This is a genomic window from Paenibacillus sp. IHBB 10380, assembly GCF_000949425.1.
In the GTDB taxonomy this organism is placed as follows: domain Bacteria; phylum Bacillota; class Bacilli; order Paenibacillales; family Paenibacillaceae; genus Paenibacillus_AQ.
On record NZ_CP010976.1, the window covers coordinates 386987 to 403145 of the forward strand.

General features: G+C 37.9%; 13 protein-coding genes and 1 pseudogene. 10 read left to right on the forward strand and 4 right to left on the reverse strand.

Features of this window, described 5'->3' with window-relative positions; all coding sequences use genetic code 11:
- The first annotated feature begins 14 nt into the window (after positions 1–14).
- The 3 genes from UB51_RS01505 to UB51_RS01515 all read left to right on the forward strand — a co-directional run bounded on the left by UB51_RS01505 (position 15) and on the right by UB51_RS01515 (position 2581).
- Complete coding sequence (locus UB51_RS01505) at positions 15–635, forward strand: TraX family protein (protein WP_044875763.1); 621 nt, start codon at positions 15–17, stop codon at positions 633–635.
- 234 nt (positions 636–869) lie between these two features.
- A complete protein-coding gene (moaA, locus tag UB51_RS01510; protein WP_082063270.1) occupies positions 870–1889 on the forward strand; it encodes a GTP 3',8-cyclase MoaA in 1020 nt (339 codons plus the stop codon).
- 365 nt (positions 1890–2254) lie between these two features.
- Positions 2255–2581 (forward strand): DUF3139 domain-containing protein, encoded by a 327-nt coding sequence (locus tag UB51_RS01515; RefSeq protein ID WP_052675726.1) that lies wholly within the window; start codon positions 2255–2257, stop codon positions 2579–2581.
- Positions 2582–3340: 759 nt separating this feature from the next.
- On the opposite strand, the pseudogene UB51_RS29535 reads toward UB51_RS01515, so the two are convergent.
- A pseudogene (locus tag UB51_RS29535) lies at positions 3341–3594 on the reverse strand (hypothetical protein); the annotation flags it as partial.
- A gap of 221 nt (positions 3595–3815) precedes the next feature.
- On the opposite strand from UB51_RS29535, the gene UB51_RS01520 reads away from it, so the two are divergent.
- On the forward strand, positions 3816–5717 hold the full coding sequence (locus UB51_RS01520) for a sensor histidine kinase (protein WP_044875764.1): 1902 nt from the start codon (positions 3816–3818) through the stop codon (positions 5715–5717).
- A gap of 78 nt (positions 5718–5795) precedes the next feature.
- Here the strand turns inward: UB51_RS01520 and UB51_RS01525 are convergent, their stop codons facing one another.
- Both UB51_RS01525 and UB51_RS01530 read right to left on the reverse strand, forming a co-directional pair.
- Entirely contained in the window at positions 5796–6035 is a 240-nt protein-coding gene (locus UB51_RS01525; protein WP_044875765.1) for an NHLP leader peptide family RiPP precursor, read from the reverse strand.
- Between the two features lie 68 nt (positions 6036–6103).
- Complete coding sequence (locus UB51_RS01530; protein WP_044875766.1) at positions 6104–7036, reverse strand: class 1 isoprenoid biosynthesis enzyme; 933 nt, start codon at positions 7034–7036, stop codon at positions 6104–6106.
- Positions 7037–7254: 218 nt separating this feature from the next.
- Between UB51_RS01530 and UB51_RS01535 the strand changes: the two genes are divergently transcribed.
- From UB51_RS01535 to UB51_RS26770, 5 genes are all read left to right on the forward strand, one after another.
- Positions 7255–9171, forward strand: coding sequence for a sensor histidine kinase (locus UB51_RS01535; RefSeq protein WP_044875767.1), 1917 nt, complete (start codon positions 7255–7257; stop codon positions 9169–9171).
- Between the two features lie 309 nt (positions 9172–9480).
- Positions 9481–10344, forward strand: coding sequence for a MurR/RpiR family transcriptional regulator (locus UB51_RS01540; protein WP_044875768.1), 864 nt, complete (start codon positions 9481–9483; stop codon positions 10342–10344).
- 15 nt (positions 10345–10359) lie between these two features.
- Positions 10360–11088, forward strand: coding sequence for a glucosamine-6-phosphate deaminase (gene nagB / locus UB51_RS01545; RefSeq protein WP_044875769.1), 729 nt, complete (start codon positions 10360–10362; stop codon positions 11086–11088).
- Entirely contained in the window at positions 11085–12263 is a 1179-nt protein-coding gene (nagA, locus tag UB51_RS01550) for an N-acetylglucosamine-6-phosphate deacetylase (RefSeq protein ID WP_044875770.1), read from the forward strand. The genes nagB and nagA overlap by 4 nt, the downstream gene beginning before the upstream one ends.
- Positions 12264–13060: 797 nt before the next feature.
- Positions 13061–14998 (forward strand): lytic polysaccharide monooxygenase, encoded by a 1938-nt coding sequence (locus tag UB51_RS26770; protein WP_082062988.1) that lies wholly within the window; start codon positions 13061–13063, stop codon positions 14996–14998.
- A gap of 28 nt (positions 14999–15026) precedes the next feature.
- Here UB51_RS26770 and UB51_RS29540 read toward each other — a convergent pair whose 3' ends face one another.
- On the reverse strand, positions 15027–15116 hold the full coding sequence (locus UB51_RS29540; RefSeq protein WP_445322363.1) for an IS3 family transposase: 90 nt from the start codon (positions 15114–15116) through the stop codon (positions 15027–15029).
- Between the two features lie 138 nt (positions 15117–15254).
- On the opposite strand from UB51_RS29540, the gene UB51_RS01565 reads away from it, so the two are divergent.
- On the forward strand, positions 15255–16133 hold the full coding sequence (locus UB51_RS01565) for an EcsC family protein (protein WP_044875771.1): 879 nt from the start codon (positions 15255–15257) through the stop codon (positions 16131–16133).
- Positions 16134–16159: the final 26 nt, after the last annotated feature.

Genomic DNA, 16159 nt, shown 5'->3' on the forward strand with positions numbered 1-16159 from the left:
AGGAGTCTGTTGTAATGCAGTGGATCGCTATGTTGACGATGCTTATTGATCATATTGGGGTTATCTTTTTTCCTGATGATATGACCTTGAGAATGATTGGTAGGATTGCTTTTCCCATCTATGCATATGCGTTGGTACAAGGTCATTTACATACATCGAACCGGATGCAATATGTTTCCCGATTGTTTTATATCGCCCTATTATCCCAAATTCCATATCAATTAGCACTTAATCCTAAGGGTCTTAATGTAGTCGTGACATTATTTATGGCCGCAGGTGTTCTAAATATTCTGGATAGATGTTCATCGAAAGTGTTGTCAGGGGGAATAATCCTACTATCCTGTATCGTCATGGATATCCTCCCATTTGATTATGGGGCATATGGGTTGTTATTAGTTGTATTATTTAGATATCTATCTGGTTATACGTTAGTCGCGGGGCATTTTGTATTAAACTTTATTTATTTATTCTACTTAGGCTGGCTTTTGCAAATTCTCAGTATTTTACCAACCATGATTTTCGTATATGGTCCTCAGCTTTGGAGTAAGTTAGAATCCTTAAGAGTTCGTAAATGGGTGTGGCGTTCCTTCTATCCACTTCACTTAATTATATTAGCTATAGTGAAATTGCTGTAATTTTAATCTGATTCACAGGAAATTTTCATCTTACATTAATATAGTCTTACTATAATAAACGTATCCCCTTTAGATATATAGTTTTGAATAGACCTGAGTCCGCTGCTCAGGTCTATTCTTTTGTAAAAAAATAGAAAAAACAAACGTTCACCCGTGATCCCATTAGGACGGATTCCCTTTATCCTTGGTATGTTATAATAATCAGAATAGCTAGTTTTGTTGTATGCTGAAATTATGGAGTTGATAAACCTGGAGATCAAGGATCAATACAGACGTACTTTAAGGGACTTACGGATTTCCGTGACCGACCGCTGTAATTTTCGTTGTAGATATTGTATGCCAGAAGAAATATTCGATAAGGATTATGCCTTTTTATCTAAAGATCGTATTCTAACTGTAGATGAGATCGTACGGTTAGCTCATATATTTACGAATCTTGGTGTGCAGAAGCTCCGTATTACGGGGGGCGAACCATTATTACGTAAAGATTTACCTGAAATTATTGAACGGGTAGCTCAGATTCCCAAAATTGAGGATATTGCGCTTACAACGAATGGCAGTTTATTGGCTAAGCAAGCACAAGTATTGAAGAATGCCGGTTTATTGCGGGTAGCCATAAGCTTAGATGCATTAGATGATGACACCTTTATGCAAATGAATGGGGGGCGTTCGCATGTGCAACCCGTTCTAGAGGGTATTGAAGCAGCTGCAGAAGTGGGTCTGGAAGTGAAAGTGAACATGGTCGTACAAAAGGGAAAGAATGATGATGCAATCTTACCGATGGTTGAGTATTTTCGCTCTAAGGGTCATATTCTTCGTTTAATCGAATATATGGACGTCGGAAACACCAATGGCTGGAACTGGAATCAAGTGGTGAGTAAGAAGGAACTATTAGAAACCATTTATACAGCATGGCCATTGAAACCTATAGAGCCTAATTATCTAGGGGAGGTAGCCTCTCGATATCAGTTTTTAGATGGAAAAGGCGAGATTGGAATTATTTCATCCGTCAGTGAGGCATTCTGTTCTTCTTGTACCAGAGCTAGATTGTCAGCAGACGGTTCATTATATACTTGTTTATTTGCAAGTAAAGGATATGATCTACGCACGCTCATTCGTTCAAATGCTACAGATGAAGAAATGGTTACACACCTGATTAACATATGGCATAATCGACATGATCGGTATTCGCTGGATAGAGGAAAGGACGGTCACGATGGCGAGAAAGTTGAAATGTCTCACATCGGTGGATAGTCTATACTATCATCATCCCATAAATACCAAGAGGTGTCCCTTTGAAGGAAATGTGACCCGTAAGATAAACACTTAAATTTTTCAAATGGCACTGACACCCAAAAATGTACATAGTAGATCTAGCGTATTCAAATCCAACCCTCTTAAAACCATGTATATTCATGTCAGCTAGTTTACATAAAAACCCATTATCGAGACAATTTTAACTGTAAAAAAAACTAGCTGCTATGGATAGCAGCTAGCTTCTAATTATTGTTTAATTACGGTTTATAAAAGGTAGTCGGGTTATAGAATTTACTAGCGTTCGCACCTACTGAAAAGTTAAGATCTGTTGGTGCGATAATTAAAGGGGGGAATTGTAAAATATGATTATTTTTAAGAGATTAATGTATATTTTTTCTATATTGGTCATTCTTGTAGTGATGCTTTTTGGGTTTGTCGAATTTAAAAAACACTCTCTCAAAGTGAAAGTGCAAGATTATTTAGTAACAAAAGGTTACAAAAATGAAGAGATTCAATCTATCACCACATATTTCTCGAAACTTCCACCTTTTAGCGCGAAAGTTATTTTTAGTGACGAACCGGAAATTATCTACTATTACATGAATGATAAGGGGATAAGACAATATGGCACCCCAACAGGTCAGACTAATTCTACAGTTAAGTTCAAGCACAAAGAAACAGATTATTGATTAGTACTTATATTTCAGCACTAGAATCGCGATAGTGTAAGGCTCTGTCTGAGCGTTATATTGCTACTTTTATAAGATTAGTTAGTTCGAGAATATTTGATAGACTAGGAAAGTAATATTCCAAGAAAGCCCGCTAACTATAAGTGAATTTTGACCCTATATGTGGAATTTTTTAAAAAAACTACAATCTAAGCTGTTAGAAGATGACTTCTGTATTCATCGAGGGCACTGAAAAAGTCCATATAGAGCCCTTCCACGAAAAATCGCGAAAGGGTTCTATTTTTTGATCTTATGTAGATTCTTCAGTTGGATAAAAATAACCCCGAAAGGCCTATAGAATAACCAACTTATGAATCGAAGTAAACCAAGCGTACATTCTCCATCTATAATTACAGATCCATTGTTACTTAAGCCCATATAACATTGTTAAAAAAACAAGTCTACTTTATCTGGATTGTTCCAGAGACCCCCCTTTTTTATCAAGGATAATTTCAACGTCTGATAATCCTAGTTCAAAAGTGTTTGATTAAGATCAAGGGCATTTCCTTCCCCTTCAACATATGTAAGATGTTCCATGTCATTTTCAAAATCATACGGAACTCCAATAATGTCCAAACAATAAATATGGACATAATAATTAGAAATTAAGATCGCGGTAGTTGTCACGATTTTATAGAACGCATGTAGTTAATTAGTTTGTATCTTATTAGCTTCATTAACCTCGTCAACTCACGTCTTTTTCGGGATTGAGCCATACCTGTATGAATTATCATTGCTCACTCGAGGCCTGCTTCTGGACGGTGTAATGTAATACTAAGACTGTATAAGGTTTCTAGTAAGGTTGCACCTTTCGCTGGGCCTGATAACCAGGTAATATTCCACATCCAAACTTGATTCGGTTCTGTGGCAAAGTGACTTGTAAGTGGCTTAGATGCTGACTTCATACTATGTCCGCGATGATACTGTTGCTCATGCTTATGAATAACTCGATAAAAGGTAGACTCCGAGGCGAGGACAAAAGTGTCCTTTCTTACGGGTAATTTATGTATTGATCAGATAATACAGCCGCTTCGGTATTCAAGTTAGTAGCACTAAACTCCAACTTTTTATGCATGAGATGAATATTTATTGAAAAAAATATAAAAGTTGTAATCTATTAGAAGGTGCATTGTATAAATATATAGAATATATACATGAATACCACTAAATATTATTATCTTGAGGTGCTGCATCTATGAAGTTTGTACCCAAATTGATGGTCATTGTAATCGCGTTGATATCATGCTCATTAGCGCTCACCTTGGTTATAGGTCAAACCTCTGGTGGTAATTTGCAGAAGAGTACAAAGACGATCACAGAATGGCAGTTCAAATGGGGATCAGAAGCTGTATTGAATATAAATAATAGAGCGTTAGATCTGGATGAGGATTGGTTCACGTATAGACAGAGCGAGCCATTACCCAGTAAACCTAGTAATACGAATATAGCATGGATCAAAGTATCTATCCCTGTAATGAAGTGGAGTAATCCTGCTATTCTAATAAGTCGAATTTACGGCAAACATATCGTAATGAGTATAGATAATAAGCTGATATATGAATCGAATCGAAATTATAGCTATGATGCGCATAAGATTGTAGTACCCCTGAATCCAAGCGATACTGGTAAATTACTGTATATAGGAATAGAGGCAGAGAAGGCAAAGATAGGAATCCATAGCAGCATAATCTTAGGGGACTATACTGAGTTGTTCTCGAAATTTGTGAAGCAGGATATTATTGATGTGATTATTGGGAGTGCCTTTATTTTTATAGCCGTTGTTATGCTGATCTGTACCATCTTTATTACAAGAAACTTTGTATCCAGCTGGGTTTCTTTATGCGTGATTATTCTATCAACGGGAATTCTAGTCTTGACTTATTCTTCATACTTGTATGATCTTTATGGTAATTATGGAAAAACGTATACATTTTTATTTGATTGTGCTTTATTAATTATTTTACCTACTGTAACTTATTTCTTTGAAAAAATACAAGGGAATGGCTATCATGCCATTATTTCTAGATACAGAAAATTTCAAATTGCCTATTCTATTCTTTGTTTTGTATGTATGATCGTAACCGTCGTTGCTCTAGATAAGTATCATGAGCTTAACTACTTCATATCTGTCACTCTATTAGGATATACGATGATCATTCAATGTCTAATGTTATTAGTGACTTTAATTATTTATGCAGTCAAAGGGAATAAGGATGTATATATTTTCTCGATTGGTATTGGATTATTTACTGGAACATCATTACTAGATCTAATCATATTCTATATTAAATCAGGTAACTACGAGTTTATTTTATGGAAATGGGGGATTGTGGGCTCAATTACTATTCTTATCATTATCATAGGAAGGAAATTTGCTGATAGTCACGAGCAAATTGTGAAGTACTCCAAGGAGCAGGAGTTATTTAATATTGAACTACAACGTTCTGAGAAGATGGAGATTATTAGTGAGTTGGCAGCTTCAGTTGCACATGAAGTTAGAAATCCGCTTCAAGTAAGCCGTGGATTTATACAACTTCTAATTGAAGAGAATGAACAGCAGCAACAGCCATACTTATTAATGGCGCTAGAGGAATTGGATAGAGCCTCTAGTATTATTACGGATTTCCTAACCTTTGCAGAGCCTGAATTTGATCAGGTAACACGATTGAATATCAGTAAAGAGCTTAGGCATATTGAGGAAATCCTTTTACCTTTAACTAATTTGCAGAACGGAATTATAACCATCGATGTACCACACGATCTCTACGTAGCAGGTAATTCTTCGAAATTCAAGCAAGCATTCATCAATATGATGAAGAACAGCATTGAAGCCTTGAATGACAACGGTGATATTAGAGTATGGGCGTATGAAGCAGAGGCTGAAGTGGTTATTCATATAAGAGATAACGGTGAAGGTATGGACCCGATGGTGATATCTCGATTAGGAGAGCCTTATTTCTCCAATAAGACGAAGGGGACTGGACTTGGATTGATGGTAAGCTATCGGATTGTTGAAGTGATGAATGGGAGTATAACCTTTACAAGTGAAAAAGGAGTAGGAACGGAGGTTATAATCAAATTTCCATCTATCCTATAATAAACAAGGAGAGATGGAAATTTGAAGACCTCTTAATCCTACCCCTTAAGTCACGATTATGCTATAAAGTACATTAGATTACCACTTGGCTCTTCGTTGACTATGATTAAGATTTATTTCAGATGGATTTGAAGGAATAACCAAGTAAAGTTCGTCAGAAGATTCCTCGACAGCTTTAAGTTTAATGTGTTCAGGGATAATTACTCCAAGTACTTCTTTAATTGCGGCTTTAGGATCTGCCAAAAGAAGCTCCTTAAAACTTGGGTCCTCCCATGCCTTATTAATAATTTGTGTTTGAAGGAGAGCCTGTGTTGTCAATAGAATCACCCTTTCGAATTTTGTTAATATTACCATAAAAGTATAGCATGGACATAATTATAAATCTATTACTTTCTAGTGTTTTCTAGCAACCAGTAATGTAGACCGCCTTGCTGTTGCAATATTCTCGATTCTTCAATTTCTTGAGCATCTTGTGATAGATCATTCACTAGCATTTCATGAAAAGAGAGCAGATGCGTAAGCTGGATATCCCGGCTTAGAAGATACTGATGATTAGCAGTGGCAATGTCTACATAGTTTTTCATAATACTTCGAACATAGATTGAAGTTTTGACTGAATCTACAGTTAGTATTTGGTGTGGGTAGTGCTCTTTCTTAATCATGGACAATAAGCTGTTATAGTTACCATCTGCAAGATCTTCTTGCCAATCGACCCAGTCATCGGACATTTGCAATGTAATTAGGACACGTTCAACGAGATCGGATACGGTAGGAATAAGATCATTTTGACCAGACAATAGAAGAATACCCGTGCTAGATAGTTTGAGAGGAGCTGACTTTTTGGCAATCATACTTGGATCTGACTGGAAGTAATCTTTATGGTTCTCATTAGTAAGACCGTCTGACCACTCTCTTATGTATTGGTTAAAGTAAGTCCAGAATGGTGAATCTGAAGCGAAGTAGGATCTATAGATGTCAAGGAAGTGCAAGTAGAATAAATTGCTTAGGATTAGTTGTGATCTGTCGCTATTCGAAGGTTCATCCATGAGATCGTCCTGAATGAAAAAGTATAGCATTGCGAATACGTTGCCTAAGGAAAGCTTTCGGTAATCTTCATTGGAGAGAGTTGAAGTCTCCTTCATCCAAAAAGGTAAAAGATAGCAAATATAATTTTTGGTGCTATCCTCAGAATGGATATTAAACTTGTTTAAGTAGGACAGTCCCTTATGATCAAGGGAAGGCGGAAATTGTGAAATGATTTCTTGAGCTTCTACAAAAACTTGGGATATTTCATTATCAAATTCTTTTAACCATTCCATAGCATCACCTGAATTATTAAAATTTCATTCCCATGATAGTAAATGAAATTATGTCATTGATATATTATCATAGTTTTACAAAATAACCCATTGTATTTCTGAAGTATATAATATTTGGAATAAAAATTTTGGTATTCCATATTTTTTTGAAGGGAAGCTTGGAACTTTGTCGAATGATAGTTAACATTATGTTTATTTCTAACGCTTGAGGTGCTAGTATGAAGTTCGTTTCAAAATGGTTTTTATACATAATCGTTATACTGTCGATATTATCGTCGTTAGTAATAACGTCTAAAGATACTAATGCAGAGGCAGCAACTAAGAGTATTACCCAGTGGCAATTCATGTGGGCGAATTCAAGCAATACGGGGTCTGAGATCACAGCCAACCCTTCTTCGACTGAATGGACTTGGTTGGAGGTTGATCAGGCTCTACCAATGGGTAGAGAGGAAAGTGATGCAGCATGGATTAAATTTCGATTACCGAAGTCAGATTTATCATATCCAGCTCTTTTAATTAAACCAATTCATGCTCAGAGACTATCTGTATATATGAATACAACTCTAATCTATGAAGTTAGTCGAGATTATGGATATGATTTTAATAAGATTTTGTTGCCGATTCATCATCAAGATGCTGGTAAAGACATTTATATACACGTACAAACGGAGACAAATAGAATAGGTCTGTTAGATGAACCGAGAATAGGTGATTACCAAACCATGCTAAATGTATTTGTGAGAGAAGATTTAATTGATGTTATTTTGGGTAGCTCAGTTATTTTTATAGCATTAGTTATGCTGATTTGTACTTTTTTTCTGAAAAAAGTACAAATGCCTAATTGGTTATCTCTTAGTATTGTTTTGATATCGATAGGGACGTTGATCTTGACGTATTCTCCATTCCTATACACTTACTATGGAGAATATGGAAAGTTGTATATCTCCTTGTTCGATATATCTTTATACGTTTGTTCCCCAGGACTTACATATATATTTGAGACGATGATTGGGAGAGGCTATCACTCTATCATTCGGAAATATAGGAAATTTCAAGTCATATATTCATTGTTAGGCGTAACGTTTATGTTTGTTAATTTAATACTTGATAATGCTTTATTTCGTGAGTATTATGTGTTTTCTGTTACGATCTTAGGAATTCTTATCATTATACAAGGGATTTTACTTGTGACGAGTGCAGTATATTATTCAGCAAAAGGAAATAAGGATGCGATCATTATCTCCATCGGTTTTGCTGTGTTCTCCTTGTGTGGACTATTTGAAATGATATGGTTCTATATTCAAGACGGTGATTATGATTTATTTCTATGGAAATGGGGCGTAATGGGATTTGTTATTTCTTTAATCGTTCTGCTCGGCCGGAAGTTCGCTCTGAATCATCAGCGGGTTGTGGAGTACTCTAAGGAATTGGCATTGTTCAACAATGAGCTGCAACGATCGGAGAAGATGGACATCATTAGTGAGCTTGCAGCATCTGTTGCTCATGAGGTGAGAAATCCATTGCAGGTGACAAGAGGGTTCTTACAGCTACTGGAGGAGAAATCCAATGGGAAGGAAAAAGGTTATCTTAAGCTAGCGCTTGAAGAATTAGAAAGAGCTTCGAATATTATTACGGACTTCCTAACCTTTGCTAAACCAGAAATTGAGCATGTTTCCATACTAGACGTTGCACATGAGTTCAAGCATATCGAAGGGATCCTTATACCTTTAGCTAATTTACAGGGAGGAAGTATTCATACCAGCATCCCTTCGAAATTAATAATCAAAGGTAACTCATCCAAGTTCAAGCAAGCTTTTATTAATATGATTAAGAATAGTATTGAAGCTCTTGGAGATCGTGGTTTCATCCATATTTGGGCTTATCAAGAAAAGGATCAGATTGTCATCCATATTCAGGATAACGGTGTAGGGATGGGAGAAGCAGAGATAATAAGACTAGGGGAGCCCTATTATTCTAATAAAACGAAAGGAACAGGGCTCGGTCTTATGGTCACCTATCGTATTGTAGAAGCCATGAAGGGTAAAATTAAGTTTAAGAGCGAAAAAGGAAGTGGTACGGAAGCGATCATTACATTTCCTGTGGCTGCGGAAGAAGATATAGCAAGTGAGGAATAATAAAAAAGGAATTGAGCAGATGATAATATGCTCAATTCCTTTTTTAGATTGATTATTTCTCGTTAGAATAAGATTCCGAATAACTGATGATCTTATGCGTTCACAATGGACCTACATTATAGAGTTCCGATTGTCCAATTATATATGACAATTATTCTGAAGATCTATCATAACAATATATAATTAAATACTTCGTATGAGTTCTGATATTGCATTTTAACTACAACTATCTTATGATATTTATGAAAATAATTTTCTTTGTAATTATCTAATATAATAAAATTATTTTCATGAGTAGGAGGTTTGTTCGTGGCTCCCATACTGCAAGCATTAATTAAGGAAAGAGAGAAGCTTTCGCTTCTAGAACAACGGCTAGTAGATTATATTTTAGAATTTCCAAGCAATGTAGTTCGTACGAGCATTAAAGAATTAGCAGAGCTATGTGGGGTGAGTCCCGCTACAGTAACAAGATTCTGCAAGAATTTTCATTTTAAAGGTTATCCTGATTTTAAATTGAAACTTGCAAGTGAGATCGCACATCTTGATGGAGAGGCCAATTCTCTTTACACCTCTTATCAGGATATTGTGGCAGGTAATTCACTATCTATCATTATTGAAGCGATGCAGTCCAACCATTTAACTTCGATCCGCGATACGACGTCATTATTGGATTTGGGACGTTTAGAACAAGTTGTGGATTGGTTATGTCAGGCACCAAGGATTGATTTATATGGGATGGCAACCTCCTCCATTGTAGCGCAGGATTTCTATCAAAAGTTAATTCGGATAGGCAAGAATTGTACAGCATTTGCAGATGCACATATGCAGATTACATCTGCATCCACGTTGAAGCCGACTGATGTAGCACTCGCTATTTCTTATTCCGGCGAAACACCGGAAACGATCGATGCTTTGAACTGTGCTAAATCAAGTGGAGCTTTCACAATCTCGATAACATCGTACGGAAAGAGCACGTTGGCCTCTGTCGCGGACATTGCCTTATTCTCTTCTTCTTTAGAAAAGGGTATGCGCAGGGGAGATATGGCTTCACGTATTGCCCAGTTACATATTATTGATATTCTGTTTATGGGAATGACCAGTAAAGGCTTTGATTTTTTTGTTCCTAATCTAGAGCGATCTTATCTTAATGTTCAAAAATATCGTAAAAACTAAGGAGGAAAAATATTAATGAATATCTACACGTTTCAACATGAAGAAGATTTCGTCGAGACAGGTGCCAATCTGATTGCAAGCTTGCTTCTTACTAATCCTAAGGCTGTATTGGGACTTGCTACAGGAAGTTCACCTATAGGTATTTACAAGCGATTAATTGATATGTACCGCAAAGGGTTTATTAGTTTCTCTAGAGCTTCTTCTTATAATTTGGATGAGTATGTTGGGCTTCCAGCTGGGCATTCCGAAAGCTACAGAACTTTTATGGATACTCAGTTGTTTGATCACATTGATTTACCTCTAGCTCATAGCCATATTCCTAACAGTAACGCTCAAGATTTACAAGAAGAATGTAGAAGATACGACCGTATGCTAGAAGACCACGGCCCTGTTGATTTACAATTGCTGGGCCTCGGTCACAACGGACATATTGGATTTAACGAACCTGATACTAGCTTAGTAGGGGGAACGCATGTCGTGGAACTGCAGGAAAAGACACGTACGGCGAATGCAAGATTTTTCCCTAGCTTAGACGATGTACCGAGACAAGCCATTACGATGGGTGTAGGAAGTATTTTGAAAGCCAAACAGATTGTATTATTAGTACGTGGAGAAGAGAAGGCGGAGATCGCCAAGCGTGCGCTCCAAGGTCCAATCACGACAGATTGTCCAGCTTCTCTGCTTCAATGTCATCCTAATGTCGTTGTGCTGCTAGACCAAGAAGCAGGGAGACTATTAACATGAGTAATGATGCCGTACCACAACTGATTTATGGCAAGTTGTTAACACCTCATGGTTTCATTGATCATGGCGTTCTGGCTCTAGAAGGAGAGAATATTGTATACGCAGGTGAAGCACAATGGCTTCCATCTCGCTATATGGATGGGGCAGTGAAGGTTGAAGCGGTAGACCAATATATTATTCCTGGTTTCATTGATGTTCACGTCCACGGTGGATATGGACAGGACTTTATGGATGCTGGGCAAGAAGAACTAGATACGATTACTAAGTTCCATTGTTCTCAGGGTACAACGACGATGTTAGCGACGACAATGACGGCTCCTAAGCAAGCTATTGATAAGGTATTAGAAGAGGTAAATACGTATCAGAAACGTGGAATGCCTTATGCTCAACTCAGTGGTGTACATCTAGAAGGTCCTTTCGTTAACCCTAAATGGTGTGGTGCTCAGAATCCCGAACATATGATTCCTGCCAATCTTTCTTGGCTTAATGAATGGGAATCAAAGTATCCTGGACTGATTAAACAAGTAACGTTAGCTCCAGAAGGCGAGGGAGCGCTTGAGGCAATACTTTGGCTAAGAAAACACAATATTACAGCTGCACTAGGGCATACGGACGCTACCTATGATGAGGTTAAGGCAGCTGTAGAGATGGGGCTAAATCAGTGCGTGCATTGCTTTAATGCAATGACGCCATTGCATCACCGTAATCCAGGGGCGGTAGGGGCGATACTAAGTGATGAACGCATTAGAGCAGAAATTATTGCAGATGGTGTTCATGTTCATCCTGCGGTCGTAACGATTCTTGCTCGCCTTAAGCAGAATAATAATCTAATACTGATTACCGATGCTATGTCAGCCACGGGTCTATGTGATGGTGAATATATGTTAGGTGATCTCCCTGTAATTGTTCATGAAGGTATAGCTACTTTAAGAGATAATGAGGGTGCTTTGGCAGGAAGTACTCTGACGATGATTAAGGGATATCGTTATTTAATTCATAACGTGGGCCTTACTCTTGAAGAGGCTTCTCAAGTAGCTAGCTTAAATCCAGCTATCTCTCTTGGCATAGCACAGCGTACCGGAACTTTGGAAGTTGGCAAGCAGGGAGACGTCCTGTTGCTAGATAAAGATTTGGAGCTCCAAGGTGTATGGGTAAAGGGGAAAAAGATTTCTTAAAATATAATAAAGTTAAGTTTTAACGATACTTTCTTATATTTCTACGAGAAGGGGCTGTCCCAAAAGTAGATTACTCTTATTGATGAGACAACCACTTTTTCTAAAAAAAGAACTGATGTCAGAGAAAGCAGGTCAAGGTAGTTATCCTTGGTCTGCTTTTGGTATTTTTGTTCCATTGCATATATAGTCCTTTTCCAAAAGGGGTTCAATTTGACCTGTAGAATCATTTATCTTGCTGAAATATTTAACCTATGGTGTAGGGGAATAATCATCGAAGTTACTTTTTTCATGTTTACCCCCACTTTTTTTGTTCTTAAATACATATTTCTAGGTGATAATACCTAATTGTAATAATGCTAAATTATACATAAATATCCAAAATGAACAATCATCCTGTTTTTCGCGCTTTCTTCTAGTCTAAAATGATCACTAATATGAGATGTTCTCCGTTCTATATGTTTATCTTTAGATCTTACGCCCCCTATTTTAAAATATTATAGCTATCAATTTACCCTCGCCATGAATCTACCAAAAGAGATACAAGCTTACAGACATAAGTAGAAGCACACATTACTACGTAAAATAGTTCTATCTTCACCCCCAAATTATGACTTTATTCTACAATATTCGTAAAAGTTACTTCCAGCCTATACTCCATTCTCTAATATATGGGTAATATGGTTGTATACTCTACACACTATCAAGCAAGTAATCCCAAATTTGGAAGAGTTGGCATCTTGGAATTGATCATCAAGTATTGTTTTACCAAAAAATGAATGAATAAGGAGAAAAAAAGAATGACAACACAACGTTTTAATCTTCACCTGTCTTCCAAGGTAACAGCACTCATGGTAGGTTTTTCAGTTATCTTATTAGGTTTCGCATTTTCACTAGTATTCGCTCAAAATGCTTCGGCTCACGGTTATATCGAGTCACCAGCGAGCCGTGCTTATATGTGTAAGCAAGGCGAGAACACGAACTGTGGTTCTGTTCAGTATGAACCGCAAAGTATTGAATCCATCGGTAACTTCCCGACAACAGGTCCCGCAGATGGACAAATAACGGGCGGTGGCATCTTTAAAGAACTTTATGAACAAAAATCGGATCGTTGGAAAAAAGTAACCCTTCAAACAGGCCTTAATACATTTACATGGAAATTAACTGCTCCTCATGCGACAGACAACTGGAAATATTACATAACAAAAGCAAATTGGGATCCAAATAAACCGATTGGTCGCGATGATATTGAGCTTCTCTGCTCATTTGACGACAAAGGAGCAAAACCAAATCCTTCGACATCGCATCAATGTAATATCCCCGCCGATCGTACAGGGTATCAGCTTATCCTTGGCGTATGGGATATTGCAGATACTCCAATGGCTTTCTATCAAGTTATCGATGCAAATATTGTGAGCAATGGTACAGTGCAAGGACCGACAGTGCCTGCAAATGTTAGCTCGACTAACAAAACAGCAACAAGCGTAACGCTAACATGGACAGCTTCTACAGCTCCAACAGGAATTGCAAAATATGAGGTATACCGTAACAGCAATCTCGTTGGAACTTCGGTAACAAATTCCTATGTAGATCAAGAATTAACAGCTAACACAGCTTATGTGTATACTGTGAGATCCGTTGACGTAGCAGGTGGGAAATCACAAACTTCTCCAGCCGTAACCATTACAACATCCGCGGATAATGGCGGTAACAATGGCAATACGAACCCAGAATGGATCTCAACAAAAGCTTATGTTGGTGGAGAGAAAGTACAATATAACGGCACTTCCTATGAAGCTAAATGGTGGACACAAAATGAAATCCCTGGTAAAGCGCAAGTATGGAAGTTAATCAGTGATGCAGGTCAAGGACCTACAGTACCAACAGGCGTTCATTCGATGAAAACGACATACACAAGCGTTTCACTCATGTGGACAGCTTCTACAGCTCCAACAGGAATTACACAGTATGAAATCTATTCTAATCATATTTTGGTTGGAACGTCGACAACAACAGCCTATGAAGCAATTGGGCTTTCAGCCAACACATCTTATGTGTTTACTGTAAAAGCTATTGATGGCGCTGGAAATAAATCACAAGCTTCATCCGCTTTTACTGTGAAGACCTCAACTGATGGTGGAACAGGCGGAAACGAAGGAAATAATTATCCGAAGTGGGATGCAACAAAAGCTTATGTTGGTGGAGAGAAAGTACAATATAACGGCGCTTCCTATGAAGCTAAATGGTGGACACAAAATGAAATCCCTGATAAAGCACAAGTATGGAAGTTAATCAGTGATGCAGGTCAAGGACCTACAGTACCAACAGGCGTTCATTCGATGAAAACGACATCCACAAGCGTTTCACTCATGTGGACAGCTTCTACAGCTCCAACGGGAATTACACAGTATGAAATCTATTCTAATCATATTTTGGTTGGAACGTCGACAACAACAGCCTATGAAGCAATTGGGCTTTCAGCCAACACATCTTATGTGTTTACTGTAAAAGCTATTGATGGCGCTGGAAATAAATCACAAGCTTCATCCGCTTTTACTGTGAAGACCTCAACTGATGGTGGAACAGGCGGAAACGAAGGGAATAATTATCCGAAGTGGGATGCAAAAAAAGCTTATGTTGGTGGAGAGAAAGTACAATATAACGGCACTTCCTATGAAGCTAAATGGTGGACACAAAATGAAATCCCTGATAATGCACAAGTATGGAAACAAATCTAATTTACCCGATAAAAGAAAAGACCCTAGATTAAGCTGCTAATAGATGGTTCCTGTATTCATCAGGAATCATCTTTTTTACTGCCCATTGATAACGATCAGTGTTGTAATATATTGCCATCCAACCGTTCAATCAGCTAATCTAAGGTTCGATCTACAATTTTTATTTCTAACGATGTGGATTTATAGGTTTATTTGAATCACTTAACTTCGGTGTACGTATAGGTAGAGGTGATTAAACTTAAGGAGTTGGAGATGGATGGCTTACATTGAGACGCAAGAACAGTTACAGGAACAGCTACGACAAATTGTGAAGTGGGAAAAGACGCAGAAAAAGGTATGGATTTGGGAGAAAATAGGTCGTATACCGTTTATGCTTTTGGACAAGCTCACACCCAATGTAGTGCGTGAGAAGTTGGGAACCGCACTTAATGAAATAGGAGGCTTTATTCAGACGGGTGGGCAGTATTTAGTCCAAGAGAAGTCCATGTTGAAGCGTCTGCATAAGGCTTCACAGCTAGGAGATGCTCAAGCCCTTCAACCAGCTTCTATAGTTGAGGATAAACTATTCACTCTGGAGCAGGTTAGACAGCTTCCCTTAACGATTATGGATGAGGTAGCAGATGAGTTGATTGCTAGTAGAGTAAAGCTCGCAGCTGCACAAGGAGCAACAACGGGAATCGGGGGAATATTCACGGTAGCGATCGATATTCCTGTCGTTCTGGGAATGTCTCTTAAAGTGCTACAAGAGCTTGCACTTTGTTATGGATATGACCCTAATAAGAAGCAGGAGCGCATATTTATTGTGAAATGCCTGCAGTTTTCACAAGCAGATGTAGTGGGAAGGAAAGCTATTCTAGAGGAACTTACTGCTCATTTCGACAACAACAACCGCGAAGATCAAGTCTTCTCTCAATTGCAAGGATGGCGTGAGGTTGTCCAGACTTATATAGATAGCTTTGGATGGAAGAAGTTGTTTCAGCTTGTCCCGATTGCTGGAATATTGTTCGGGTCTATTAGTAATAAGGGAATGATGGAGGGGGTCGGCGAAGCGGGTAAAATGCTCTACAGGAAGCGGAGAATTGTACAGCGATTAGAAGAAATGAAAGAGGAGGACACAAATACACCGCTTGGATAACATGATGCCTCATGATCCAAACGGTG